Source organism: Mammaliicoccus sp. K-M42, from assembly GCF_022386375.1.
Lineage (GTDB): Bacteria > Bacillota > Bacilli > Staphylococcales > Staphylococcaceae > Mammaliicoccus > Mammaliicoccus fleurettii.
The window spans coordinates 52,010-78,851 of sequence record NZ_JAJNIS010000003.1; the positions used below are offsets into that span (position 1 = coordinate 52,010).

The window sequence follows — 26,842 nt, forward strand, 5'->3', positions numbered from 1 at the left end:
CACTGTTATCCTATTGGCACATTTAATTTTACATTCGTGCCTTTTCCCAGTTTACTTTCGATATTAATTTTACCACCAACAATTTCAGCACGTTCTTTCATGCCATAAATACCAAGTCCTGAACCTTTTGGCTCACTACCCAATACAAAGCCATTGCCTTGATCTGCAATTTCAACTTCAATCATTTGACCATCACATGTCATATGGACATCCACACTATCTACATTAGCATATTTTAATGAATTAAATACGGCTTCTTGCACAATTCTATAAACGACAGTCTCTATTTCTGGATTAAAGCGTTTAATTGATGAATCATAATGATAAAGAACCGAAAATCCAAAATTTTTCTCAAGCTGTTTAAAGTATGATTTAAATGCTGCATTTAAACCTAAATCATCTAGAGACGATGGTCTTAATTCTAATGATAAATTTCGAATGTCATCAATCAATCTAGACATTAAACTTTCAATTTGTTGTGACTGTAACTTTAATTGGTCAATGTCATCTTGATACTTGAGTAATCTTAATTCAACACTAACATTTAATAATTCTTGGACAACTCCATCGTGTAATTCTCTTGAAATACGTTTACGTTCATTTTCTTGTGCTGAAATTGTTTTTTGCATCATTGTTTGTTGATGAAGTTTTTGTTGTCTCTCAATTTGTGGTGATACATTTTGTAAAGTATAAACTTTAACATCATCTTCTTGGCTAATTGTTTGGTAAGTTGCTGTAAATGGTTCAACTGTGCCGCTATTTGTTTGCATAAATACTTGGAAACTCGTGCTACCAATTTTTGAAGATTCTAAAAAACAATCTTTACATGATTGAAGCGCATACTCATTAGAATAACCTTCACAACGACTACATATCGCATGCGTTAACGATGGTTGATTATCTTCTGAGATCACTCTTCTAGCAGCTTGATTCATATTTATAATTTGGCCATTACTATTTAAAAACACGATCATCTCGCTCGTTTTCTCGTAGTACTGTTTTAATATATTCGTCAAGATGGATGAATCTTGTGAACTCATGAATTAATCATATCCTTTCCATAAAATGGTCCAAAACGTGTGAACTGGTCAATATCAATTTCAGGTAATGGTTTGTTGTCTCGTTGCCCAGATAAGAGGACACCACACACTCTATTGTGTTTCCATAAAGGCATGGCTATAAGTGCTGTTAGTTGTTCACTTTGAATTATTGGATAGTTGAACAATTGATCGTTATATGGACTTTCTTCTATATTATTAATAATGATTGGTTTCCCACTTTTCATTACTATTCCCGCTATGCCTCTGCCCTTTCTTAATTCGATGTTTTTATATCTATGATTCAGATTTCCAGACACATATTGCCACTTTATGTGACATAGCGCAGACTGTTCTGAAGACATGGCTAATCCTACAAAATCAAAATCATATGTATTACGAATTTGATTAAGTTGTTCCTGAAAATTAAAATCATTAGACATATTATCACACCTCTATCCATTTTAAGTATATTTTAATTCGTTTTATGTTTTCTGTAAATGATATAGCTTCTACTAAAGTAGTTTAAAGGCACACTCCAAACATGTACCAATCTAGTGAATGGCCAAATACTTGTAATTAATAAACCTAAAATAATATGCGCTTTAAATGTCAACGGTACATTTGTCATTAATGAAGCATCAGGATTAAAAATTAATAATCCTCTAAACCACACTGATATCGTTTGTCTGTAATCAAATTCAGGCGTTGTTGCATTTGTCCATAGTGTTGCAACACAGCCCATCACTACGATTACTAACAATAATATATTTACAATAATATCTGATGCTGAGCTTAACCTTCTTACATTATCTTTTGTTATTCTTCTAGAAGTTAACAAAAACATTCCAATTAAAGTTGCAATTCCGAATAAACTTCCGATATATACTGCACCAATATGATACATATGGTCACTTACACCAATAGCATTTAACCATTCAGCAGGTATACCCAATCCAACAATATGACCACAAATGACAGGAATGATACCTAGATGAAACAGAATACTTCCCCACATTAAATGTTTTTTCTCTATAAATTCACTTGATTTTGCTGTCCAAGAAAATTGATCATATTTAAACCTAAAGATATGACCTACAATAAATATCGCAACACATAAATAAGGAAATATAACCCATATAAATTGATTAATCACAATTTGTCACCTTCTCTTGTTCTACCACACATGATTTTAAAGTTTCTCGTAATGCTTTTATAAGGTGGAAATATGGACTATTTTGTTCTCCTAATGCTTTTAATAATTCAAAAGTACCATCCTCTATTACCATCACTACAAGTGTTAAACTTCCTTGTGCTCTACTGTCACCTCTCCATTCTGCAGCATATAAAAACTCCAGCATAAGAGGCAAAAAGTCTGACAGTTCACTTTTAGGCATTTCTAAGCCAAACATTTCATACAAAACTTTCAATCTCGCTAACATCTGACCTCTTTCTTTTTGTTCAGTTAATTTATTATATGTCATATATAAAGTTGTCTTCTTTTCAAAATCAAAAGTTCTTGTATACACTTCTTGAATATCATCTAACGATATATCGTGCATGTTTGTCCAATATTGTTGAACTTCTTCATATCCTGGATGTTGTTCATTAAATGCTTTTTCAAATGCTTTAGGATGGAAATCTAATTTTTCTGGATAAGTTAATTGATTACTGAAGAATCCAAAGCTTTCTTTTAATTGATATAAGGCATTTAAATTAATCACGGAAAATCCCTCCATAGAAGTTTTCGTTATAAATCTCTTGTCCAGATTTATTTTCTGGTAAGCTCTGAACACCACAACCATCACAATTAGAACCGAACATTTCGTCTCCATACCCTTGACTTCCTTGCGCTCTATACGTATCCATGTATCCCTCTTTATGAGAAGTCGGAACTACGAAACGGTCTTCATGTTTCGCAATAGCAAGCAATCGATACATATCATTCGTTTGTCTTTCTGATAGGCCAACACGACTTAATCTAGAAGTATCGAATTCTTTACCACTTGATTTAGCTCTCATATAGCTACGCATCATTGCCATTTTTTGCAATGCATTTTTAACTGTTTTCGTATCTCCAGCAGTTAACATATTAGCTAAATACTGAACTGGCAATCTCATTTCTTCAATTGCAGGGAAGATCATATCTGGATTTCTAATAGAATCTTTACCTTCAAAGTAATTCATAATAGGACTTAATGGTGGGCAATACCAAACCATTGGCAACGTTCTATATTCTGGATGTAAAGGAAACGCTAATTTATATTCAATAGCTAATTTATATACTGGTGAATTTTGAGCCGCTTCAATCCAATCTTGAGATATGCCATCTTTTTCAGCTTGTTGTATAATATCTTCATCATATGGATCTAAAAATAAATCAAGTTGGTTTTGATATAAATCTTGTTCATTCTCAGCTGAAGCCGCTTCTTGAACTTTATCTGCATCATAAAGTAGCACACCTAAATAACGCATACGTCCAGTACAAGTTTCAGAACATACAGTTGGTAAGCCAGCTTCAACTCTAGGGAAACAGAATGTACATTTTTCAGCTTTATTTGTCTTCCAATTAAAATACACTTTTTTATATGGACAGCCTGTCATACAATGTCTCCAACCTCGACATGCATCTTGGTCTACCAATACAATTCCATCTTCATCTCTTTTATACATTGCGCCTGAAGGACATGATGCAACACAACTCGGATTTAAACAGTGTTCACATAATCTAGGTAAATACATCATAAAAGTTTGATCAAAATTAAATTTAATTTCTTCTTCTATTTTTTGAATGTTAGGATCAGTAGGGCCAGTTACATGTCCACCTGCTAAATCATCTTCCCAGTTAGGACCCCATTTAATATCTAATTTTTTACCTGAAATAACTGATTCTGCTTTTGCAACTGGTGAATGTTTACTTTCTTTAGCTGTTGTTAAATGATTATAATTGTATGTCCAAGGTTCGTAATAATCTTTCATTTCTGGCATATCTGGGTTATAAAATATTTTACCAAGTGCCATTTTAGACAATTTGCTACCTGATTTTAATTCTAATTTCCCTTTTCTATTAAGCGTCCAACCGCCTTTATATGTTTCTTGGTCTTCCCATCTTTTTGGATAACCTATTCCCGGTTTCGTTTCAACATTATTAAACCAAATATATTCAGCACCAGGTCTGTTCGTCCATGTACTTTTACACGTTACACTACATGTATGACACCCTATACATTTATCTAAATTCATAACCATAGCTACTTGAGCTTTAATCTTCAAGCCAATCTACCTCCTTCATTTTTCTAACTGCAACATATACATCTCTTTGGTTACCGATAGGACCATAGTAATTAAAACCGTAACTAATTTGAGCGTAACCACCGACTAATTGCGTTGGTTTTAAATGTATGCGGGTTGGTGCATTATGTGATCCACCACGAGTATCAGTTATTTCTGAACCTGGTGTTTCAATATGTTTGTCTTGTGCATGATACATAAACATTGTTCCTCTAGGCATTCTATGTGATACAACTGCTCTTGCTGTTACAACACCATTTCTGTTATATACTTCAAGCCAATCATTATCATTAATGTCATTTGCTATTGCGTCTTCTTTAGAAATCCAAACTGTTGGACCACCTCTAAATAATGTCAACATATGCAAGTTATCTTGATAAGTTGAATGTATATTCCACTTCCCGTGAGGTGTTAAGTATCTTAATACAAGTGTATCCACGCCACCTTTTATTTGTTTGTCTTTCGTTCCGAATACCATTGGCGGTAATGTCGGTTTATAAACTGGTAAGTTCTCACCAAACTGTAAAAATACTTCGTGATCAATATAGTAACTTTGTCTACCAGTTAATGTTCTAAATGGTACATATCGTTCAATATTAGTTGTAAAAGGAGAATATCTTCTGCCTAGTTTATTAGACCCCGGAAAGACTGCTGTTGGTATAACTTCTCTTGGTTGAGCCGTAATATTTTGGAATGTGATTTTTTCAGAAGCTCGTTCTGCTGAAATATCTTTTAAAGGCATACCAGTTTGTTCTTCCAAGTCATCATATGATTTTTGCGATACTTTACCATTCGAAGCTGATGAAACGTTTAATATAACATCTGCTACTTTTCTTGCTGTATCCATTCTTGGTAAACCATTCTTAACTGTGTCATCTTCCCACGTATCTAACATAATTTTTAATTCATCATATTGTTCTTTAACTGAAAAGCTTACGCCATGAGCACCTATTTTTCCTTTTTCTAATAATGGTCCCACTGAAACGTACTTATCATAAATTGCTGTATAGTCTCTTTCTACTACTGCAAATCCTGGCATCGTTTTGCCTGGTATCGGTTCTATTTCACCTTTTGACCAGTCTTTTACAATACCGTATGGCGTTGAAATCTCTTGTTTAGAATCGTGTGCTAAAGGTGTTGTAACAACATCTTTAAATGTGCCTTTCATATGCGTCTTAGATAATTCTGAAACGGATTTAGACAATGTTTTAAAGATATCCCAATCCGTCTTAGATTCCCATAATGGATCTACTGCTGGATTAAATGGATGAATAAATGGATGCATATCTGTTGATGAAATATCATGCTTTTCATACCATGTTGCAGCAGGTAAAACGATATCTGCATATAAAGGTGTAGACGTCATTCTGAAGTCTATAGCGACTAATAAGTCTAACTTACCGTTTGTTTCTTCTCTCCAAATAATTTCTTCTGGCTTTTCTGTTTCATTAGGATTTGCTAACAAACCTGATTTAGCTCCTAATAAATGTTTCATAAAATATTCTTGTCCCTTAGCAGAACTTGAAATTAAATTTGAGCGCCAAACGAATAATGTCTTAGGATGATTTTGTTTAGCATCTGGATCTTCTATAGCAAACTTAGTCTTTTTATTTTTCACTGAATCTACAGCATTTTTAATGATTGTTTCGTTTGAATAATCTCCTGATTCTTTTGCTTCTTCACCAAACAATAAACTATTACAATCAAATTGTGGATATGAAGGCAACCACCCTAATCTTGCAGCCAATACATTGTAATCAGCAGGATGTTGATGTTTGAGTTCGTTAGATAAAGGTGATTGTAATTTATCTACACCTGATTCTTCATATTTCCATTGATCAGTAGCAAAATAGAACCAGCTGGTTGCATTCTGTAATCTAGGAGGACCTTGCCAGTCTTTTGCAAAAGCAATCGTTGACCAACCTTCAATAGGTCTACATTTTTCTTGGCCAACATAGTGTGCCCATCCGCCGCCGTTTACTCCTTGACATCCGCATAACATCACAAGATTTAAAATCGAACGGTATATTGTATCAGAGTTAAACCAATGATTTATTCCAGCACCCATAATAATCATCGAGCGTCCATTAGTATCAATTGCATTTTGAGCAAATTCTCTAGCAACTTGTGTAACAACTGATGATTTAACTCCTGTTATTTTTTCTTGCCATTTAGGAGAATACATTGAATTTTCATCTTCATAACTTGACGCTTCAAGTGGATGATCAAATCTTTTGATACCATATTGACTTGTCATTAAATCATATATAGTCGCTATATAAACTTTTTCTCCATGTTGATTTTCAATTTCTTTAGCTAAAATAGGTCTTTCAAAAATACCATTTCCTGAGTTATCAAAATATGGGAATTGTACAGTCATAATTTTTGAATTATAATCTTTTAACGTTAGAGCTGGATCAATAAATGTGCCATCTTCATTTTCTAAATTTAGATTCCACTTAGCACCTTCTTCATAACGTTGACCCATAGTTCCATTAGGTATCACAAGTTTCTCTGTATTTTCATCATAAACAACAGGTTTCCATTCAGCATGTTCTGTTTCCATACCAATATCACTTGATCTTAAAAATCTACCTGCTTTATAACCATCACCATGTTTTTCTAATTTAATAACAAATGGCATATCTGTATATTGTTTAGAATAATTTATAAACATTTCTTCTTTATTATCTTCGTAATATTCTTGAAGTATTACGTGCGTCATAGCTTGAGCCAATGCTGCATCAGTACCAGGATTTGGTGCTAACCAATTATCAGCAAATTTCACATTTTCCGCATAATCTGGTGCTACTGAAACAACTTTCGTACCTTTATAACGTACTTCAGTCATAAAATGCGCATCAGGTGTTCTTGTTAAAGGAACATTTGAACCCCACATAATAATATATCCAGCGTTATACCAATCACTTGATTCAGGTACATCTGTCTGTTCACCCCAAATTTGTGGAGAGGCTGGAGGTAAATCTGCATACCAATCATAAAAGCTCAACATTTCTCCACCCAATAAAGAGATAAAACGTGCACCAGAGGCATAGCTAATCATAGACATTGCAGGTATAGGTGTAAATCCAGCAATTCTATCTGGCCCAAACTTTTTAATAGTATATATAAGTTGTGCAGCAATAAGTTGTGTGACATCTCTCCAATTAACTCTTACGTGTCCACCTTTACCTCTAGCACTTTTATACATTTCAGCTTTAGTTTCATCTTCTACAATAGATGACCAAGCAACGACAGGATCACCATATTCACTTAAAGCAGCTTTCCATAATTTCCATAGTTTTCCCCTAACATAAGGAAATTTCACACGTAATGGACTATATTCATACCATGAAAAAGAAGCACCACGAGGACATCCCCTAGGTTCGAACTCTGGCATATCAGGTCCACAAGATGGATAATCAATCTGTTGGTTTTCCCAAGTTATAACACCATTTTTCACAAAAACTTTCCATGAACACGAACCCGTACAGTTAACACCATGAGTAGTTCTGACCACTTTGTCATGACTCCAACGCTCTCTATACATCTTTTCCCATTCTCTACTTTTCTCTTCTAAAATCGACCAGTTACCATTAAATTTCTCTGTTGGCTTAAAGAATTTCAAACCTAACTTAGACATAGATAGTACCTCCTAATATTTGCCCTTTATAAACTACTTAAATTGTAATTTTTTTCACAAACTTTTTATATTAGGGGATTACCTATACATTGTTACGAAATCCCTATTGTGTTAGTTATGACATTTTATAAAGAGGGACATAATTCCGAGAAATGCCCGTAAGAACTAGTGTCTAAGGAGCATTATTCGGAATTTTGCCAGTTAGCACAGTCTAAGGAGCATTATTCAGAATTCTGCCAGTTAGATCTTTCTAAGGAGCACTATTCGGAATTCTGCCAGTTAGAACTTTCTAAGGAGCATTATTCAGAATTTTGCCAGTTAGCTCAGTCTAAGGAGCACTATTCGGAATTTTGCTAGTTAGAACTTCCTAAGGAGCACTATTCAGAATTTTGCCAGTTAGCGCAGTCTTAAGGAACACTATTCAGAATTCTGCTAGTTAGCGCAGTCTTAGGAACACTATTTATATTCAAAAATAAAAATCCCCAACCCGAAATATCGTTTCGGATTGGGGGATTTGCTTTATTAGATATATACTGATCTATACTATTTTATTTCAATTACTTCATCTGCTAGAGTTTGAACTTCTTTTTTTGAATGAGACACAAGTATAATTGGAATTTGCCATGTTTTAAATATATATTTTATAAGTTCCATACCTTCTTCTTTAGTTTCATCGTCTAAACTTGAAAATGGCTCGTCTAATAAAAGTAAGTTTGGCTTTACGCTGAGCACTCTACATAATGCAACTCTTTGTGATTCTCCACCTGACAACGTTGATGGATATTGGTTTAAGCAATTTGCTATACGTAAATGATTGATTAACTGCTCTGTTTCTTTATTTGGCGACTTCATATAATGTATATTTTCTTGTACGGTCATATGGGGAAATAGTTGATAATCTTGAAATAAATATCCAATTTTTCTATCTTGAACTTTTATAAGATGTTGTTGGTAGCTTAATTTTTCTTTCTGAATTTCAATATTATATTCTTCCGCTTCTTCTAAACCAGCAATAATGTTTAATAACGTAGATTTACCTATACCTGATTTCCCTACTATGGCATAAATTTTAGGTTCTGTAGATTGGATATTTAATGTGATTGTTCTATTTTTAATTAGCTTTTTTATAAAAATTTTAATCATAAATACCTACTCCCACTTATGACTCTTTTGATTTAATAAATTGAGTGAACTGATTACGCATACCGCAAATGCTATGAGTACAATAACCCATAACCAAGCTTTATGTTCTTCACCAGCTTGTACTAAGAAATATATTTCTAAAGGAAGTGTGTTGGTTAATCCTGGTATGTAACCTGCCACCATAAGTGTTGCACCAAATTCTCCTAATCCTCTAGCAAAGCTCATTACAATTCCTGAGAAGATAGACCGTTTTGATAAAGGTAAGATAATTGTTCTAAATATTTTACCTTCACTCGCTCCCATTGTTCTTGCTGAGTTGAGCATTTTCGGATTAATTGATTGAAAGCCATTTATAACATGTTGATACATTAAAGGTAAACTTACGATCACTGCTGCAATTACTGCACCAACCCATGTAAAAATGACATTAATCTGAAACACATCATCTAAAAACTGTCCAAAAATCTTATTTTTAGAAAATACAATTAATAAAACAAATCCCATAACAGTTGGAGGTAAGACAATTGGTAGCATAATTACACTTTCAATAATTGGTTTTAATTTACCTTTATAGTTGAACATCAATTTAGCCAGAATTATACCTAAGATACATACGATGATTGTACTTATTAATGTTACTTTTATCGATATCCATAATGGCGTTAAATCTGGCATAGTCTTATCCCCTAACCTTCAAAGTGATATGCTTTAAATATTTCTTTTGCTTCTTTAGATTTTAAAAATTCAAACCATGCTTTTGCTTCTTTCTTATCTGTAACAAGTCCTGCTCTATATATAATTGGTTCATCTAATGGTGCATCTGCTAACTTAACTACATTATCTACTTTTTTATCTTTTCCTTTATACATATCAGTAGCATATACAAATCCAGCTTCAGCATTTTCTTTTTGGACGTAATTCAATACTTGTTTTACATCTTTTGCAAATACAAAAGTACTTGTCATACCTTCATATAAATCTTCTTTTTTCATATAATCTATCGCATAACGACCTGCTGGTACACTTTTCGCTTCTCCGATAGCTACTTTATCTGGTGAGCTAACGTCTCTTAATTCTTTAACAGTAGAATTCTTATATTTTATGATAATGAGTTTGTTTTTAGCATAATCATAAACTTTAGAAACTTTATTTTCATCTTGTAGTTTATCAATATCTGAAGTATTGGCAGACATCATAACGTCTACATCTGCTCCAGCTTCTACTTGTTTACGTAAACTACCTGAACCACCATAGTTAAATTTGATATTTGTATTAGGATGTTTTTTGTAAAATTCTTTTTCCAGTGCTTTCGTTACATCAGTTAAACTTGCTGCAGCTGACACAGTTAATGTCTTACTTTCAGATTCCTTTTTAACTTTATCTTGATTAGACTCTGTGTTACAGCCAGCTAATACTAATAATAAAGCTATTACTAACATTAATAATCTTTTCATTATTTTGTTCCTCTCTATAGTAAAGAATGTATAAGCTTAATTTACACCTTTCAATATGTTTATGAAACCCTTGTGTATATTTTTTCACAAATACTCCTTAAAATCTATCTTAATTTTTATAAATAGGCATTTCTCATTGATCTTTAAGGACACTCCCTTACTTTGTTATTATATAAAAATTTGCTAAAAGTTCTTTTTCTTTAACTATCAACCATTTATAAGTAATATTAACTTATCGAGAAATATATAAATGGGGAATATATATGAAAAATAATATGACTTATAATCAACCAATTTTAAAATTTAAAAACAATAAATTTATAGATACAACAGATTGTTACGTAAGTGAATTCCCTCTCACAATCATGATTAATGGCGAAGAGTTTGCTACTATTATTTGTTCACCAAATAATTTAAGAGAACTCGTTATTGGATTTATTGCATCAGAAGGTGTCATCATAAAAAAAGATGAAATTAAACAGATCTTAATAGATGATTCTAAAGGCTTTGCCCACGTAGAACTAACTAAAGAAATCAATCCTGATAATAAAAAGTATACACAACGAATGATTTCCTCTTGTTGTGGTAAAAGTAGAGCGTTTTATTTTAATAACGATGCCGTAACTGCTAAAGTATCTCAATCAAACTTAACCATTAGTCCTGAACAAGTTATAAACATGATGGATAAGCTACATACAGAAAGCAAGATATTCAAAGAAACCGGTGGATTGCACAATGCAGCTATAAGTGATGGACATTATTTTTATGAACACCGTTCTGATATCGGTAGACATAATGCCCTTGATAAGTTATTCGGTTATTGTATAGAACATGATATTCCTATACGAAATAAAGTACTTATATTTAGTGGTCGTATTTCCTCGGAAATATTAATTAAAGCAGCAAAAATTGGTGTAGGTATTATTTTATCAAAATCAGCTCCTACTAGTTTAGCAATTAACTTAGCAGAGGACTTAAATATAACAGCAGTAGGTTTTATTAGAGATGATAGCTTTAATGTTTATAGTCATTCAGAGAGAATCAATACAGATAATCAAGATTGAAAAAGCTTAATATAAGCATATTTTAATCTGTCATCTACTCCCAATATAAAGATTAGAGGCTCGGACAATTCATGTGTCCCAGCCTCTAGTCTTTATTCATATTCTTTAAGCGCTTCATATTGATAACCACTATATATATAACCTTGTTTGACGTACATATCTTTAGCAGTATCTTCACCATCCGCCACTAATATAATTGGCTTTTCTTTAGCAAAGTCTGCAACAAAAGCTTGCATCTTTGTACCTATACCTAACTTTCTATAGGATTCTCTTACAGCAAAGCTATCTAACTCTACATAAGTTTCATGATTCCAAATAAGTAATGTACCAGCTGGTTTACCTTTATAATATGCTAATACTTGAACAGGATTATCTTTATTTAATTGTTCTTTACTGACTTCAATTTTTAAATTTGCATAATCTGTACCGTATTTTTTATCATACTCATAAGAAAGATTTAAAAAATCAACAAGATTATCTTCATTAGTTGTTACAACATCAATATCATTATGATTTTTACTTATAAATTGCTTATCAGTATTAATATATAATTCGATCCAACTATATTCATAACCTGTTTCTTTTAAATACGCTCCTAAAGAATCATCTATCTTATGATTTTCAGGGAAGACAAATTTTAGAAACGGTTGTTCATGTTGATCATGTAATTTTTTTAACATCTGTTCATCTTTTTTGAATGTTTCCAAATCAGGCATGAGTTTGTATACTATTTTATTTGAATCATATTGAATATGCTTATCTAAAGTATGATATTGGATATATCGATCTGTTTCATTCAATACATCTCCATCTGTTACTATATCTATAAATGAAACCATGTTATTTCACCTCGTTAATTATTTCTTAACCTTTTAATTTCCGGTATGTTCTTTAAACTAAATAATAACATAGTTGCTAGTATTGCTTTAACAATATCTCCAGGAAGAAATGTAGCTGCTAATATGTATCTTTTTGAAATTGATATGTTCATAAATTCACCCATGAAAAATCCACCAATTAAGTTTAGTAATATTACCCCGATAATAATATTAACTGTTAATGCATATGCAAATGTTAACTTCTTCCACTTAAAATCTATAAATAAGCCAATTAAAAATGCAACAACTGGGTAACCAAATAAATATCCGGCAGATGGTCCGAAGAATACACCTAAACCACCTCTTCCACCAGATAACAATGGTAGACCTGTAGCAACAAGTAATAAGAATATAACAACACTTGTTGTACCTCTTTTATATCCAAGTAAACAACCTGCCAAAATAATACCAATATTTTGTAATACAATAGGAACTGGCATAAATGGTAGTGGTATTGGTGGTATAAATGCCAATACTGAAATAAATGCTGTAAACATTGCTATCATAACGATATCTTTAGTCTTCAATTTCTTCACTCCTAATATTAGATATCGATATTATACCACATTGTTAACTTCATTTAAATATAGGTTAACGATTAGTTGTAAAATGTTGAGACTGCTCCATACAATGCTGAATCATTACCTTTAGATGTTGTTTCAATAATTGCATGACCATAATTTTCAGGAAGATAATCGTCTATAAACGGTTCAATTAATCCAATTAGTCTTTCTTCTTGTTTAGATATTCCCCCACCAATTAAAATTAGTTCAGGATCAAACATGATTTGAATTTGAGCAATACCTTCCGCAACGTGATTCGCCCATTCTTTTAATATTTTCATAGCTTTTTCATCATTTGCGTGTGCTTTATTAAATAATTTTTCAACAGTAATAACTTCCTTATATTGTTCTTGAATGGAAGTTTTCAATGCTGTAGTTGATCCTCTATCTTCATATGTCTTACCCGTATTTTTATCATATAATAAATACCCGATCTCACATGCTCTATATTGTTTACCTTCTAATAATTTATCCTCGTAATACGCTCCACCAATTCCTGTACCTATCGTTAATAAAAATATAGATTTGACATCAGTATTGTAATCAATTAACTCACCTAATAATGCACTGGAAACATCATTGTTAATCTCAACATTTCCAGCGATATCTGTTAATGCTTTTTTAAAATTAGTACCATTATAGTACGGAATTGTCGGGCCAGCATATGTGATTTCCCCTTTTTTTGAATCTACAACACCAGCAGTAGATATACCAACATCAGGATTATTTAAGTTGAACTCTTGTTTATAAGTTTCGATAATTCTTATAACCTCTTTAACAATGCCTCTATCTTTATTATTTGGGGTCTTTACTTTTTGATAGCTATATAAATTTTGTTCTGAATCAATAACTCCAGCTTTTATAAAAGTGCCTCCAATATCTATTGCAATTTTCATAGTATCCTCCTATTTTGACAAATGTTGTGTCATCAACTCTTTCGCCAATTTAACATCTTTATTTGAGATGGCGTCTACAATTTGTTTATGTGTTTCACTCGTTTTGATATAGTCTATATCTTTCCCTTCTTCTTCAATATGATAGAAATACGATTGTATAACTGAGCTCAGTTGTTCAAATAATATATTGCCTGTTGAATGCAAGATAGATTGATGGAATGCTTTATCGTTTTCATAATGATTTTTTACTTCTTCTTTAACGATAGCTTTCATCTGACTTATATCTTTATCTAATTTAACAATCTCTTCGATAGCAGCACATTCAAATATAATTCTTAAGGAAAGTAAATCTTGTTTTGAACCATTAGCGACTTGAAAGCTAAACAAGAAACCTTCTACTAAACTCGAAACATCTGGTGCTTTAATTAAAGTTCCCCTTCCTTGTACTGTTTCTGTTACACCTGTATGTTCAAGATAACTCAAAGCTTCTCTCACAACTGATCGACTTACGCCATACATTTCTGTAAATGCCCTTTCTGTTGGCAATCGATCTCCTTCAGTTAAACCTTTATCTAAAATATATTGCTTAATTTCTTGTAAGACTTGAGATTTTAAACTTTGAACTTCTATTTTATTTAATTTACTCATCATTTTTGCTCCAATTCTTCTATCCATTCAATAACTCGAGACAGATGCCTATTAATAATTGCATGTGCTAAAGATAAATCTCTTGATTCTATCGCTTGTATAATTTCACCATGCTCTTTATAAGACTTTTCAATATCCTCTTTATCAACAATTTGATTAAACTGATTTTTATCGAAGTACTCTTTAATTACTTTACTCATCGTAATTAAAGTCTGGTTGTCAGTAAATAAAATAATCGTTTCATGAAAGGCAGAATCATATTGAGCTAATTTTTGAGATTGCTCAAGTGCATTATAGTAAATTTCGTTTATATTTCTTAGTTTCGTTGCATCGATTGGAATTTTATTCTCGATAATTAATCGTATCGCACCTAACTCTAATATTTTACGGACTTCTAACAATTCTTTTATTTTGAAGCCATGTACTTTCATATGAGATTCAAACAACATAGATAAATGGTTGTTTTTATCAGTAATGAACATTCCACTTCCTGACTTAACTTGTATAAGCCCACTTTGTTGCAATCGACTAATTGCTTCTCTCACTACAGTTCTACTAACACCAAGTTGCTCGATTAGCATTTTCTCTGAAGGCAGTTTATCTCCATTTTTAAATTGATGTTCAGTTATATATTCTTTTAAATTTTCAACTGCTACATCAACTAACGATGTTCTGTTCATCATGATTTACTACCTCCTCTTTAATAATTTATTTTATCATAATTAACTCTACAAATAATAAAAACGATTGACATACGTAATTGTATTCGCTTACAATATGATTATAAATTGGTCTGACAATATTATCAATATATAAATAAAAAGGAGTTTTTAAAATGAAAGGTTTATATTCTGCTTTACTAGTACCGTTTGATGAAGAGGGAAATATTTTAGAATCTGGTTTAAGACAAATCATCCGTCAAAATATTGAAGAACAAAAAATTGATGGATTATACGTTAATGGTAGTTCTGGAGAGAATTTCTTAATGAATACTACTCAAAAAAAGAAAGTCTTTGAAATCGTTAAAGATGAAGTTGGCAATGAAATAACACTTATTGCTCAAGTTGGTGCAATAGATTTAAATGAATCAATTGAGTTAGGTAAATATGCAACTGAACTTGGTTATGATGCTTTATCTGCAGTGACACCGTTCTATTATCCATTTAGCTTTGAAGAAATTAAATACTATTACAATGCAATAATTGAAGCTACTGGAAACGATATGATTATTTATTCAATACCTGCTTTAACAGGTGTTAACTTATCCATTCAACAATTTGAAGAGTTATTCGAAAATGAAAAAGTTATTGGAATCAAATACACTGCAGCTGATTTCTTCTTATTAGAAAGAATTAGAAAAGCTTTCCCTGATAAACTGATACTTTCTGGATTTGATGAAATGCTTATCCAAGCAGCTGTTTCAGGTGTTGATGGTGCAATTGGATCTACATACAATATTAACGGTCAACGCGCGAGACAAATTTTTAATTTGGCAAAAGAAGGCAAAATCCAAGAAGCATACAAAATTCAACATGAAACAAACGACATTATAGAACAAGTACTTGCATTAGGTATCTATCCAACATTAAAAGCTGTTCTTTCAACTAAAGGAATTGAAGCTGGAGCTGTTAAACGTCCATTAGCACCTCTAGATGATGCTTCATTAGAAAAAGTTAAAGAACTCGTTTCAAAATACAACTTATAATTTATTGATGAACAAAGGGGATGTCATACTATGAATGAAGTAGGTTTTGGTACTGGAAACTGGATAGCATTAATCATTTATTTATTAGCAACATTATTAGTCGGCGTATACTTCACAAAGAGAGCCGGACAAGATACAGAATCATTCTTTAAAGCTAAAGGAAGGATCCCTGCTTGGGCTGTAGGTTTCTCAATATATGCCACTACTTTAAGTGCTATAACATATATGGGAACACCTGAAAGAGCATTCAATACGGATTGGTCTTACGCAGCTGGGAACATAGCTATTATCGCTATCATACCTTTGCTTATATATTTCTATATTCCATTTTTCAGAAAGCTTGATGTTACAACAGCTTATGAATATTTAGAAGCAAGATTTGGTATAGTATTACGTGTCATTGGATCATTAGCATTTACTTTATTTCACATTGGTCGTGTTGCAATCGTTATTTATTTGCCAACACTAGCCATTACATCTGTTTCAGATATTAACCCATATTTAATCGCTGCATTAGTAGGATTATTATGTATGGTCTATACATTTTTGGGTGGTATCGAAGGGGTTATCTGGAGCGATGTTATACAAGGTATTATTTTAATTGGTGGTGCAGTTGCTGTTATCTTCCTTGGTGCATTTCAAATCGATGGAAACTTTGCAACTGTAGCTCAAGAAGCGATGCAAGACAAAAAATTAATTTCTGTAGACAACTGGAAATTCGGAACAGCAGCGGCTGCAATTCCAATTATATTCATTGGTTCTATATTTAATAACTTACATCAATATACTGCCAGTCAAGATATCGTTCAACGTTATCAAACAACAGGTTCAGTATCATCAACAAATAAATCATTATGGACAAATGGGATATTAGCATTTATAACAATTCCTATTTTCTATGGAATGGGAACAGTATTGTATTCCTTCTATAATAATGTATCAACATTACCAGAAGGGTTTAACACATCAGCAATCGTACCATATTTCATACTTACACAAATCCCTCCATTTGTTGGTGGATTATTAATAGCAGCAATATTTGCAGCAGCACAATCAACAATTTCATCAAGTTTGAATTCAATTTCAGCGTGTGTCATTGTCGATTTAAAACAACGTTTTTCTAAAAATAATAACTCTGAACATGATGTATTATTTGCAAGAATCGTTATTATCATTGCAGGTATTTTTGGTACAATAGCTTCATTATATTTAATCAATCAAGAAACAAATGAAACATGGGACTTATTCTTGCTTGTAACAGGATTATTCGGTGTACCGATTGCCGGTGTGTTTGCAGTAGGTATCTTTACTAAAAGAGCAAATTCGTATGGCGTTATTATCGGATTAATCGTAGCAGCAATCGTATCTTACTTTATCGGTAAAACAGAAATCACACCATTTACAGTATCAGTTATTGGTTTCTTCATAGCATTTATCGTAGGATATTTAGCAAGCTTACCATTCTCAAAACATAATAAGAATATCGTAGGTTTAACAATCTATACAATTAACGATCAGTATGTAAAAGACACTAAATAAATTTTTATTAATAAATAGAACAAAACAGAGAAAATCCTAGGGTTTTCTCTGTTTTGTTATTTTCTAATATTGGGAGTAAGAAGAATTGTGCTCCTTAGAAAGCTCTTACTAGCAGAATTCTGAATTGTGCTCCTTAGAGTGCTCTTACTGGCAGAATTCTGAATTGTGCTCCTTAGAAAGTTCTTACTAGCAGAATTCTGAATTGTGCTCCTTAGAAAGTTCTTACTGGCAGAATTCTGAATTGTGCTCCTTAGAAAGTTCTTACTGGCAGAATTCTGAATTGTGCTCCTTAGAAAGCTCTTACTAGCAGAATTCTGAATTGTGCTCCTTAGAAAGTTCTTACTAGCAGAATTCTGAATTGTGCTCCTTAGAAAGCTCTTACTAGCAGAATTCTGAATTGTGCTCCTTAGATTGTTCTTACTAGCAGAATTCTGGATTTTGCTCCTTAGACACTACGTCTTACGGACATTTCTCGGAATTATGTCCCTTACATAATACAAAAACGCGCATTCATTAGGCTTAACTAATGAATGCGCGTTAATTTATTTATAAGCATCTCAATTCTAACTTATATTTTTTATTTATCAGCTTTTTTAAGTAACTGTTCTTTCAAGTATTTACGTTGCATTTCTAATGAATATGGATCGTTATACCAGAATGTTTCTGCATCTATTTCAATTACTTTATCATTTTTAACTGCTGGTATAGATTTCCAAGCTTCTGTTTTTGTGAATTCTGGTTTAGGTTGTTCTTTTGATAAAGGTAAGAATAGATAATCTCCTGAATATTTTTCAATTTCTTCTTGAGATATTTTTTTCCATCCGTCTTTCTTAACATCTTTATCTACACTTTCAGGCATTTTTAAATCAAATGCTTGGTATAATACTTCAGTTCCTCTACCCCAGTTTTCACCATAAGTATATATATCTTTTTCAAATGCTTCTATAACTGAAACTGTTGTATCTTCACCGATTTTTTCTCTAATTTCTTTTCCATCTTTTGCTGTTTCTTTTTTCCATTTTTCTACCCATTCTTTAGCCTTGTCTTCTTTACCTACTAATTTACCAAGTTCTACTTGCATATCTAGGTAATTATGTTTTACGTAATCGTATGGAATTGTTGGTGCTATTTTTTCGTATTTCTTCAAGTTCTTATCTGAATTGTATGTAATGATTAAATCTGGTTTCAATTCTGCTACTTGCTCAACATTGTCTTCACTAACTTTCTTAATGCCTTTGATTCTATCTTTAAGAATTGGTGTTTGATCTGTTGAAGCCGGTACGCCTACTGGTTTAACTCCTAAATGTAATAATCCACCTACATATGATGGTGCCAAAACTACAATACGTTTAGGTTCTTTCGGTATATCTATTTTTTTCCCGTCGTCTAATTTATAACTTACTGTTTCTTTACTTGATTTAGTTTTGCTATTGCTTTCTTTATCATCTGATTTGTTACCACAAGCAGCAACTATCAATGCTAAAGCCATAACTAACGTTAAAAGTTTTCTCATAATTGTCCTCCAATTGATAATGAATATCATTCGCATCTTTGTTTATTATATAACTGTTATTATGTTATAGCAATAACATTTTTCAATTTTTATAAAACTTATTTACTAAAAATTTTCAAAAAAAAATCTATCGTAAAGTTAAGTTACACCGCTTCAACGACAGATAATAAAAATTATTTATTTTTAGCTGGCAATGTTTTAACAAATGTAAATAATACAACTGTTTGGAAAAACAGCATAATGCACAAACCAATTCTTATATATAAATGATCAATCATCCAAATTGAAAAGCCTACTACGATATATACACTTATTAGTAGTTCGAATTTTTTCTTTAATGTATACCCTTTATATTTTTGAAAATCTTCTACATATTCTTTATATACTTTCGTACTTACAAGCCATTTATGGAATCTATCTGAACTTTTTGCAAAGCAAAATACTGCCAATAATATGAATGGTGTTGTTGGTAATAAAGGCATAACTGCACCTATAAAACCTAAAACTGTTGCAATTGTACCTACCGATATTAACACGTACTTCATGTGGTAACCTCTCTTCAAACTGATACCTTCATTATAAGAATGTGGTATCTATAATTGCAAGTAAAAAAATCGCAACTTATTGTTTATTAATATCCCAAATGCTAAAATTAGTTAATTAACATCATTCAGAATTGAGGGACCATAATTGCAAAATAATCAGTTAAAAGGTACCATGCTCGTTATGTTTGGTGCTACATTTTGGGGGTTAGGTGGCACTGTTACAGAGAAACTATTTACTGAATATGGCTTACCTATTTCTTTATTTGTAGCAGAGCGTTTAATTTTGAGTGGCTTTTTCTTATTATTAATTGCTAAATTTATTCAAAAACAGCATTTAACACATATTTTTAAAGTTAAACATTCATTATTACAACTCATCATATATGCATTATTTGGCATGTTAGGGGTACAATACACATTCATGGCTACGATTGATAAGGGAAATGTTGCTATTGCCACACTATTACAGTTTTTAGCGCCAGTTGTTATATTACTTTATTTACTAATAACTAGAAAAAGTAAATTTAGATGGGCAGATATTATTATAATTGTATGTTCTTTATTCGGTACTAGCTTACTTTTAACGAATGGTGATTATTCTACATTATCTGTTCCACCAAATGCAATTGTGTGGGGATTGTTAACAGCTTGTGCTGCTGCTTTTTACACTGTTTACGCAGTGAAATTATTTTTAAATTGGCCATCACTTGTTGTTATTGGCTGGTCAATGTTTATAGGTGGAATTGCGTTATCTTTAATCAACTTAGATTTTTCTTTTCCATGGCATTTACTAGATTTGAGAGGTGCTATTTACTTTGCTTTTGTAATTACTTTCGGAACGATGTTTGCATTTTGGATGTATTTAGAAAGTGTAAAGTATATAAGCCCTCAAACTACTGCATTATTTGGTGTACTTGAACCTGTAACAGCTGTTATTTCTTCTGTTCTTTGGTTAAAGGTTCCATTCGGGATATATCAACTTGCCGGTATGATTGTAATTCTCGCTGTCGTTCTTTATATGTCAATTGGAATGAAACCTAGACGTAAAAAAAGGATAAAAGCACAACAAAATAGTGACTTTTAATAATAAAAAAGACGAAAAATTATCTAATGTTAATTTTTCGTCTTTTTTATTATTGAATGTTATTTCTTTCTTCTCGTGCTTTCTTAGCTAATTTTGTAATAGTGACATCATCCATTGGCGGATTATGTAATCCAGCACGAATATCTCTATAATATCTTTGTAATGGTCTTTCCATTTGTAAGCTTTTCGCACCAACGATTCTCATTGCAATATCTATAATTTTGATTGAATGATTTACGACAACATGTTTAGCTACACCGAGTTCAACATCTATTTGCGCATCAGTTATTGAAGGATTTAAATACTTATCTATCACACTATAAATATAATGTCTTGCTGTAGTAAGCTCTAATTCCATATTTCCGATATTTTGTTGTACTGCTGGAATATCAGCTATAACACCTTCAATACTTCCAGGGCTATATTCATTTGCAAAATCGATTGCATAATCACGCGCCGCTTGACCGATACCTAAATAAACTGCAGGAATATGAAGATTCCACGGATTTATATTATTTCCTCTCGGTCCATTAGCAACTTCTACTAAATATTTTTCATAAATTTTAACATCGTCTAACACTAAATCATGGCTTTCAGTAGCACGCATACCTACCATATTCCAATTTTCAGCAATAGATAAGCCTTCTGTATCTCTAGGAATCAAGAAAAATCCAAGCGCTTCTTTTTCTGGGACATATGCTCCTACTAAAAAGTGTGTTAATCTTTGACTCATTGTAGTAAAAGTTTTAACACCATTTATAATATAATGGTCTCCTTTATGTTCAGCGTTTGTACTTGGTCTCGCACCTCTTGTAGGGCTACCTGTCTCCGCTTCACTTACGGCTCTATTTACAATCGCACCATTCACAACTTCTTTTGCAAATTCGTCTAATAATTCTTTAGTCCATAATTTTTCTTGATAGATTTGGCCAACTACTCCCATATGCCATCCAATTGCTAAAGCTGTTGCACCGTCTATTTTACCTAATGTTTCTTGAAATAATACGACATCTTCTGGAGTTGCACCTTCTCCGCCGTAAGATTTTGGAAGTACAATTTTAGTATATCCTTCTTCAATTAACCAATTAATATTTTCATATGGAAATTCTGAATTTAAATCATTTTTCTCTGCATACTTTTGCAATGATTCTTTATGATCTTCTATTTTATCTATCCATTTTTTCTGGAATTCATTTTTAATAAATAAATCTCTACTCATTGTGTCCACACTCCTTAATAACACTTTATCATTGTACTTAATTGCTTTCAATATTAATCCGACTATATTGATAAGTTTTTAACAAAAGAAAAACTGCCAACTAAATCGGAGACTTTGTCGACAGTTTAAAACAAAGCTGATGATTCATGTGATTATCAGACTTTGCGTTTTATTTTAAGTGATTAAATATTAATAAGACTCCCCTAATTCATTAAAGTCTTGATCATTATATACATCTTCATCTAATTGACCTGTCATTTTAGCAGTTGCTGTACCAGCTAACATGGAATCATTGACATTCAATGCTGTTCTACCCATATCTATAAGTGGTTCAACAGATATTAACACACCTGCTAATGCAATAGGTAAATTCAATGTAGATAGGACAAGTATAGCAGCAAATGTCGCGCCACCACCTACACCGGCTACACCAAATGAACTAATTACAACTACACCTATAACTGATAGGATAAATGGTAAATCTATATCTATACCAACACTTGGTGCAATCATCATTGCTAACATAGCTGGATAAATACCTGCACATCCATTTTGCCCTATAGATAAACCAAATGAGCCGGCAAAGTTTGCTACGCCTTCTGGAACACCTAAACGAGTCGTTTGAGTTTGTACATTTATTGGTAAAGTTCCTGCACTTGATCTAGATGTAAATGCAAACAACAATGCTTCACTTGTCTTTTTAACGTATGTCACAGGGTTCAACCCAACAACTGACACTAATATTAAATGAATAATATACATTGTAATTAATGCGGCATAAGAAGCAAGAACGAACTTACCTAATGTCCATACTGCTTCAAAGTTACTTGTCATTACAGTTTTAGTCATAATCGCTAAAATACCATAAGGCGTTAATCTTAATACAAAAGTAACAATACCCATAACTAATGCATAAATCGCATCAATCCCTCTTTTAAGCAAGCTACCTTTTTCAGGTTCTTTTCTCATTACACGTAAGAAACTAAATCCTACAAATCCTGCGAATATCACTACAGCTATCGTTGAAGTGCCTCTAGCTCCAGTGAAATCTAAAAATGGATTTGCTGGTAATAATTCTATAATTTGGCTTGGTAAATTATTTGCTTCCATATCTTTAGACGTTTGTTCGATTTCTTGTCCACGACTATTTTCTACATCGCCTAAATCAATTTGTGAAGCATCCAAATTGAATAGCATTGCGTATATAATACCTACTAAAGCAGCAATAGCTACTGTTCCTATTAAGAAAGTAAATATCCAAGCTCCAACTTTAGCAAAATTTTGTCCAATCGTTATCTTTGTAAACGCAGATACTATTGAAATAAATATAAGTGGCATTACAATCATTTGTAATAGTTTCACGTAACCAGTACCAACAATATCAAACCAAGACGCTGTTGTTTCAGTAATTTTAGAATCCACACCATATATCAAGTGTAATGCTAAACCAAATACAATACCGATTCCTAAACCGATAAGTACACGTTTAGAGAACTTCACATGTTTCTTTGTTAAATAACCTAATAAACCTATAAATAGTAAGAAAACAATAATATTTATAACAATCCAAAACGTTTCCATTACTTGACCTCCCAATCCTTTTAATTCCGATACATTAAATAAGAATACACGTTAAAAATTTTATTTGCAATACGTTTTTATATTTCTAAATTTTTAGATAATTCATTAAAGACTCACGATTTCTTATCCTTAAATCTGAACTGAAATAATAAATCAAATTTAAGCATACAATTTTAAAATACAAAAAATAAAATACTCCCAATTCGTAATTATGAATTACGGCTTAGGAGTACTTTTCAGAACGTGAGTATATCATATTCAATTATGCAAACTATCTTCAAATTCCCATCCTTTTTCAGATAAAATATTTCGATAAAAAGAATCTTTTCCTATTAGTTTAATTTCATCTGCTAAACTTTCAACTTCATCCAAATGATGCGTAGTCAAAATAATAAGTCTCGATTCTTTTAAACTATTTAATAATTGGTGAATGTCATACCTAGATTTTAAATCTATCCCTACTGTTGGTTCATCTAAAATTAATATACTAGGATTACTTAATAATCCAATTAATAAATTGACCTTCCTTTTCGTCCCACCAGATAGTGCAGAAATTTTAGCTTTTCTTTCAAATAAATTAAGTTTTTCACAATAGTCTTCTATAAGATTAGAAGAAATTGATTGTTTACTAAGCGCTTTAAAAAATTCAATATTTTCATTTACAGTCAGATGCTCAAACAAAGCTATGTCTTGAGGAATATATCCAATTTTTTCTTTAATTTCTCTATTACTTAATCGTTCTCCAAAGTACTTAACTGTACCACCATTTGCTTTTTCTAGAGCAGTTACGATTCTTAAAAGTGTTGATTTACCAGCACCATTTTCACCGAGTAATACAGTTAGTGTCTTGTCTTTAAAAGTCGTATTAAAATTTTGAAAGATTTGTTTATCCTTATAGCTTTTTGATAAATTTTCTATTGTAATCATCAAGACACCTCCTATATTTGGATATATAAATACAGACAACTAATCGCAATTGACCACATAATAGCCATAAATAACTTGTGGCTAAGTGTATTAATTTTAAATAACAATATACTTAAGCCAAACTCATATGCTATAAGGATACATAGTGTTGTTACATAAAATAAAATACTAAGTGACCATGACAGTATTAAACTTACAGACAAAATGATTAAAAATAACAAAATAACATGTGTCATGACATAAAAAGTATATAGCTTTAATTTTGTGCCATTAAACATCATTAATCTGTCTAATGCTGCATTTTGCTTAAGACGTTGATGCAATACCACTTGGCTACAACTCACTATTAATAAAAGTGCAATTATTGCGCCAGCACTAATAGAAACATCCGCATTCTTTTTAACAGCATGGTGCTCCATTTTCGAGTGAGGTGTATCTTTTTTATATTCTTGTTTAATTTTATCCATGCTTACTTTATGGTCAGCTTTTTTTAAGTGATCTTGAATAATAACGGGTATCTGTTGTTTATACAAAGATTTACTAGTAACTTCTAAAGCAATTTCACCAATAAAATCATCTTTATAATATAGCAATAAGGCATCTTTTAATCGATTTTCTTTTAATCTATCATTGAAATCTTTTGGAATTTGTAAACTTACAATTGCTTCTTTCTTTTCAATAAAATCTTCAATATATGCTTCATCTTTCGAAATATGGATCACTTCTAAATACTTTGTTTGTTCTAAATTATGAATCAACTCTTTGGAAGATGCAGATTGATCCATATCTTGAACAGCAATAGGCATTTTGAATAATTTGTTTGATGTTGTTTGAGCCATTAAAACTACAGAAATTGTCAGAACCAATATTAACAGTAATACCACATATTGTTTCCATTGTTTCAAAACAACTAGATTGAACATTGGTTTCATTGGCGATACCTCCAATATATCGAGGTTGTCAGTAAGCCTATCATAATTAAAATATTCCAATAAAACATTGGGTGCAGATCAATAATGTAATTATTTAAAAATAGCTCAAGCAATTGATTATACACAATTGTAAAAGGTAAACTTTCAATCAAACCCCCACTTAAACCTTTTAAATAAATAATAGGAATGATCGCACCTGAAAAAAGCAAAATTACTAACGTTAATCCTATCTTCAATATATAGTTGATTGCATTTCTAAAAGCAATATCTATAAAGATAAATGAACAAGTTAAAAAGAATAAATAATATGACAAGCTCATAATAAGTGCATTTAAATTATACATTTCAAACTCCGGTTTAAGGAATTTAATTATTATCCATAAACCCACTACACTCCATAAAATTGTATAACCTAAACTAAATATACCTCTTACGATTGTGAGCTTTTCATACGAGAAATGGAACATGCTTAATCTTTCTTTCAATGCATCCTTTTGATTCATTTTTAAAATACTAAAAATAGAAAAGAAGAATAAAAATATAGATACAAAATAAATTGAAATCGTATAATAACTTAATGTATCAAATACTTTTACCGGTTCTTCATCAAAAGAACCACTTCTATTTAGCCCTGTAAATAACATATCCGTCATCATTGTTAATAATTCATTCTCTGTAGCATTTGGATAAAGTGAAGCATAAGACATTGCCCCACCCATAGATAACATTAACCGACTGTAAACAGAATCTGTTAGCTGTAATATGATAATACTTTCCACTGATTGTGTATCAAAAGTATTAACTACAATTGGTAACTCTCCATTTTGATAAAAAGCTTTTGTCATTCCGTCCTTAAATATAAAATACCCATCAATTTTCTTTTTTTCTAATAAATTATGTGCTCTTTTCTCATTAAAATGCTTTATTGAAAGATCATTACCTAATGACTGACCATCTCCAATAGCATTTAAAATCAATTTTGTTTCTTTAGACTGATCTTTATCAACTATTCCAATTGTAAAGTTGTCATCTTTTTGATTCATCTGGTTAACACCAATCATAATCGCTAACACAGCTATAAATAACAATAAAATATAGACAATTAAATACCACTTTTTAATTAAAAAAGAGTGGTATATGTTGAACAATTTGATTGTCGACATATTACCACTCCTCTCTT

The 26,842-nt window shown here is 31.6% G+C and carries 25 protein-coding genes; 4 read left to right on the forward strand and 21 right to left on the reverse strand.

The features are described from left to right. Positions 1-5: 5 nt before the first annotated feature. The 9 genes from LQ668_RS03015 to modA form a co-directional block, all read right to left on the reverse strand. Complete coding sequence (locus LQ668_RS03015) at positions 6-1,040, reverse strand: sensor histidine kinase (RefSeq protein WP_107509239.1); 1,035 nt, start codon at positions 1,038-1,040, stop codon at positions 6-8. Further along, complete coding sequence (nreA, locus tag LQ668_RS03020; RefSeq protein ID WP_239775896.1) at positions 1,037-1,480, reverse strand: nitrate respiration regulation accessory nitrate sensor NreA; 444 nt, start codon at positions 1,478-1,480, stop codon at positions 1,037-1,039. Before nreA ends, LQ668_RS03015 begins: the two co-directional genes overlap by 4 nt. A 32-nt stretch (positions 1,481-1,512) precedes the next feature. Continuing rightward, positions 1,513-2,193 (reverse strand): respiratory nitrate reductase subunit gamma, encoded by a 681-nt coding sequence (narI, locus tag LQ668_RS03025; RefSeq protein WP_078356989.1) that lies wholly within the window; start codon positions 2,191-2,193, stop codon positions 1,513-1,515. After that, entirely contained in the window at positions 2,186-2,761 is a 576-nt protein-coding gene (gene narJ / locus LQ668_RS03030; protein WP_239775897.1) for a nitrate reductase molybdenum cofactor assembly chaperone, read from the reverse strand. The genes narI and narJ overlap by 8 nt, the downstream gene beginning before the upstream one ends. Then, positions 2,754-4,310: a nitrate reductase subunit beta gene (gene narH, locus LQ668_RS03035; protein ID WP_218702857.1), complete on the reverse strand. Its 1,557-nt coding sequence runs from the start codon at positions 4,308-4,310 to the stop codon at positions 2,754-2,756. The genes narJ and narH overlap by 8 nt, the downstream gene beginning before the upstream one ends. Next, a complete protein-coding gene (locus LQ668_RS03040) occupies positions 4,300-7,971 on the reverse strand; it encodes a nitrate reductase subunit alpha (RefSeq protein ID WP_239738064.1) in 3,672 nt (1,223 codons plus the stop codon). Before LQ668_RS03040 ends, narH begins: the two co-directional genes overlap by 11 nt. A gap of 543 nt (positions 7,972-8,514) precedes the next feature. After that, entirely contained in the window at positions 8,515-9,114 is a 600-nt protein-coding gene (locus tag LQ668_RS03045) for an ATP-binding cassette domain-containing protein (RefSeq protein WP_078356993.1), read from the reverse strand. 6 nt (positions 9,115-9,120) lie between these two features. Then, complete coding sequence (gene modB, locus LQ668_RS03050; RefSeq protein WP_107509234.1) at positions 9,121-9,789, reverse strand: molybdate ABC transporter permease subunit; 669 nt, start codon at positions 9,787-9,789, stop codon at positions 9,121-9,123. Positions 9,790-9,800: 11 nt separating this feature from the next. Beyond that, the gene (modA, locus tag LQ668_RS03055) at positions 9,801-10,568 is read right to left on the reverse strand and encodes a molybdate ABC transporter substrate-binding protein (protein WP_078356995.1); all 768 of its coding nucleotides are present in this window, start codon (positions 10,566-10,568) and stop codon (positions 9,801-9,803) included. Positions 10,569-10,831: 263 nt separating this feature from the next. On the opposite strand from modA, the gene fdhD reads away from it, so the two are divergent. Then, complete coding sequence (gene fdhD, locus LQ668_RS03060; protein ID WP_107510153.1) at positions 10,832-11,632, forward strand: formate dehydrogenase accessory sulfurtransferase FdhD; 801 nt, start codon at positions 10,832-10,834, stop codon at positions 11,630-11,632. A 92-nt stretch (positions 11,633-11,724) separates the two neighbouring features. Here fdhD and LQ668_RS03065 read toward each other — a convergent pair whose 3' ends face one another. The 5 genes from LQ668_RS03065 to LQ668_RS03085 all read right to left on the reverse strand — a co-directional run bounded on the left by LQ668_RS03065 (position 11,725) and on the right by LQ668_RS03085 (position 15,300). Further along, positions 11,725-12,471 (reverse strand): GNAT family N-acetyltransferase, encoded by a 747-nt coding sequence (locus tag LQ668_RS03065; RefSeq protein WP_078356997.1) that lies wholly within the window; start codon positions 12,469-12,471, stop codon positions 11,725-11,727. Positions 12,472-12,485: 14 nt separating this feature from the next. Continuing rightward, positions 12,486-13,037 (reverse strand): biotin transporter BioY, encoded by a 552-nt coding sequence (locus tag LQ668_RS03070; RefSeq protein ID WP_078356998.1) that lies wholly within the window; start codon positions 13,035-13,037, stop codon positions 12,486-12,488. Between the two features lie 71 nt (positions 13,038-13,108). Beyond that, positions 13,109-13,969, reverse strand: a complete 861-nt coding sequence (locus LQ668_RS03075) for an ROK family protein (RefSeq protein ID WP_115337166.1) — start codon at positions 13,967-13,969, stop codon at positions 13,109-13,111. Between the two features lie 9 nt (positions 13,970-13,978). After that, positions 13,979-14,644, reverse strand: coding sequence for a FadR/GntR family transcriptional regulator (locus tag LQ668_RS03080; protein WP_239775898.1), 666 nt, complete (start codon positions 14,642-14,644; stop codon positions 13,979-13,981). Continuing rightward, on the reverse strand, positions 14,617-15,300 hold the full coding sequence (locus LQ668_RS03085) for a FadR/GntR family transcriptional regulator (RefSeq protein ID WP_218702852.1): 684 nt from the start codon (positions 15,298-15,300) through the stop codon (positions 14,617-14,619). The genes LQ668_RS03080 and LQ668_RS03085 overlap by 28 nt, the downstream gene beginning before the upstream one ends. Before the next feature lie 152 nt (positions 15,301-15,452). On the opposite strand from LQ668_RS03085, the gene LQ668_RS03090 reads away from it, so the two are divergent. Together LQ668_RS03090 and LQ668_RS03095 are read left to right on the forward strand one after the other, a co-directional pair. Beyond that, the gene (locus tag LQ668_RS03090; RefSeq protein ID WP_078357002.1) at positions 15,453-16,322 is read left to right on the forward strand and encodes an N-acetylneuraminate lyase; all 870 of its coding nucleotides are present in this window, start codon (positions 15,453-15,455) and stop codon (positions 16,320-16,322) included. A gap of 30 nt (positions 16,323-16,352) precedes the next feature. Further along, entirely contained in the window at positions 16,353-17,861 is a 1,509-nt protein-coding gene (locus tag LQ668_RS03095; RefSeq protein WP_078357003.1) for a sodium:solute symporter family protein, read from the forward strand. Between the two features lie 577 nt (positions 17,862-18,438). Here the strand turns inward: LQ668_RS03095 and LQ668_RS03100 are convergent. Together LQ668_RS03100 and LQ668_RS03105 are read right to left on the reverse strand one after the other, a co-directional pair. Beyond that, entirely contained in the window at positions 18,439-19,374 is a 936-nt protein-coding gene (locus tag LQ668_RS03100; protein WP_107510010.1) for an ABC transporter substrate-binding protein, read from the reverse strand. Between the two features lie 173 nt (positions 19,375-19,547). Next, positions 19,548-19,919, reverse strand: a complete 372-nt coding sequence (locus tag LQ668_RS03105) for a YbaN family protein (protein ID WP_078357005.1) — start codon at positions 19,917-19,919, stop codon at positions 19,548-19,550. Positions 19,920-20,064: 145 nt separating this feature from the next. Between LQ668_RS03105 and LQ668_RS03110 the strand changes: the two genes are divergently transcribed. Continuing rightward, positions 20,065-21,003, forward strand: a complete 939-nt coding sequence (locus LQ668_RS03110; RefSeq protein ID WP_078357006.1) for a DMT family transporter — start codon at positions 20,065-20,067, stop codon at positions 21,001-21,003. A gap of 49 nt (positions 21,004-21,052) precedes the next feature. Here the strand turns inward: LQ668_RS03110 and LQ668_RS03115 are convergent, their stop codons facing one another. The 5 genes from LQ668_RS03115 to LQ668_RS03135 form a co-directional block, all read right to left on the reverse strand. Beyond that, a complete protein-coding gene (locus LQ668_RS03115) occupies positions 21,053-22,222 on the reverse strand; it encodes an acyl-CoA dehydrogenase family protein (protein WP_218702850.1) in 1,170 nt (389 codons plus the stop codon). Positions 22,223-22,411: 189 nt separating this feature from the next. Beyond that, the gene (locus LQ668_RS03120) at positions 22,412-23,803 is read right to left on the reverse strand and encodes an L-cystine transporter (protein WP_078357008.1); all 1,392 of its coding nucleotides are present in this window, start codon (positions 23,801-23,803) and stop codon (positions 22,412-22,414) included. 258 nt (positions 23,804-24,061) lie between these two features. After that, positions 24,062-24,730: an ABC transporter ATP-binding protein gene (locus tag LQ668_RS03125; protein WP_107510008.1), complete on the reverse strand. Its 669-nt coding sequence runs from the start codon at positions 24,728-24,730 to the stop codon at positions 24,062-24,064. Positions 24,731-24,741: 11 nt separating this feature from the next. Next, complete coding sequence (locus LQ668_RS03130) at positions 24,742-25,662, reverse strand: ABC transporter permease (protein WP_218702849.1); 921 nt, start codon at positions 25,660-25,662, stop codon at positions 24,742-24,744. Beyond that, the gene (locus LQ668_RS03135; RefSeq protein WP_218702848.1) at positions 25,659-26,825 is read right to left on the reverse strand and encodes an ABC transporter permease; all 1,167 of its coding nucleotides are present in this window, start codon (positions 26,823-26,825) and stop codon (positions 25,659-25,661) included. Before LQ668_RS03135 ends, LQ668_RS03130 begins: the two co-directional genes overlap by 4 nt. Between the last annotated feature and the right edge of the window lie 17 nt (positions 26,826-26,842).

Excerpts from the sequence above, each read along its gene's own strand:
- modB (WP_107509234.1), bottom strand. The coding sequence starts at position 9,789 with ATGCCAGATTTAACGCCATTATGGATATCGATAAAAGTAACATTAATA.
- modA (WP_078356995.1), bottom strand. The coding sequence starts at position 10,568 with ATGAAAAGATTATTAATGTTAGTAATAGCTTTATTATTAGTATTAGCT.
- LQ668_RS03090 (WP_078357002.1), top strand. The coding sequence starts at position 15,453 with ATGAAAGGTTTATATTCTGCTTTACTAGTACCGTTTGATGAAGAGGGA.
- LQ668_RS03085 (WP_218702852.1), bottom strand. The coding sequence starts at position 15,300 with ATGATGAACAGAACATCGTTAGTTGATGTAGCAGTTGAAAATTTAAAA.
- fdhD (WP_107510153.1), top strand. The coding sequence starts at position 10,832 with ATGAAAAATAATATGACTTATAATCAACCAATTTTAAAATTTAAAAAC.
- LQ668_RS03015 (WP_107509239.1), bottom strand. The coding sequence starts at position 1,040 with ATGAGTTCACAAGATTCATCCATCTTGACGAATATATTAAAACAGTAC.
- LQ668_RS03065 (WP_078356997.1), bottom strand. The coding sequence starts at position 12,471 with ATGGTTTCATTTATAGATATAGTAACAGATGGAGATGTATTGAATGAA.
- LQ668_RS03095 (WP_078357003.1), top strand. The coding sequence starts at position 16,353 with ATGAATGAAGTAGGTTTTGGTACTGGAAACTGGATAGCATTAATCATT.
- LQ668_RS03120 (WP_078357008.1), bottom strand. The coding sequence starts at position 23,803 with ATGGAAACGTTTTGGATTGTTATAAATATTATTGTTTTCTTACTATTT.
- LQ668_RS03130 (WP_218702849.1), bottom strand. The coding sequence starts at position 25,662 with ATGAAACCAATGTTCAATCTAGTTGTTTTGAAACAATGGAAACAATAT.
- LQ668_RS03040 (WP_239738064.1), bottom strand. The coding sequence starts at position 7,971 with ATGTCTAAGTTAGGTTTGAAATTCTTTAAGCCAACAGAGAAATTTAAT.
- LQ668_RS03075 (WP_115337166.1), bottom strand. The coding sequence starts at position 13,969 with ATGAAAATTGCAATAGATATTGGAGGCACTTTTATAAAAGCTGGAGTT.
- LQ668_RS03115 (WP_218702850.1), bottom strand. The coding sequence starts at position 22,222 with ATGAGTAGAGATTTATTTATTAAAAATGAATTCCAGAAAAAATGGATA.
- LQ668_RS03100 (WP_107510010.1), bottom strand. The coding sequence starts at position 19,374 with ATGAGAAAACTTTTAACGTTAGTTATGGCTTTAGCATTGATAGTTGCT.
- LQ668_RS03135 (WP_218702848.1), bottom strand. The coding sequence starts at position 26,825 with ATGTCGACAATCAAATTGTTCAACATATACCACTCTTTTTTAATTAAA.
- LQ668_RS03105 (WP_078357005.1), bottom strand. The coding sequence starts at position 19,919 with ATGAAGTACGTGTTAATATCGGTAGGTACAATTGCAACAGTTTTAGGT.
- nreA (WP_239775896.1), bottom strand. The coding sequence starts at position 1,480 with ATGTCTAATGATTTTAATTTTCAGGAACAACTTAATCAAATTCGTAAT.
- LQ668_RS03125 (WP_107510008.1), bottom strand. The coding sequence starts at position 24,730 with ATGATTACAATAGAAAATTTATCAAAAAGCTATAAGGATAAACAAATC.
- LQ668_RS03080 (WP_239775898.1), bottom strand. The coding sequence starts at position 14,644 with ATGGATAGAAGAATTGGAGCAAAAATGATGAGTAAATTAAATAAAATA.
- LQ668_RS03045 (WP_078356993.1), bottom strand. The coding sequence starts at position 9,114 with ATGATTAAAATTTTTATAAAAAAGCTAATTAAAAATAGAACAATCACA.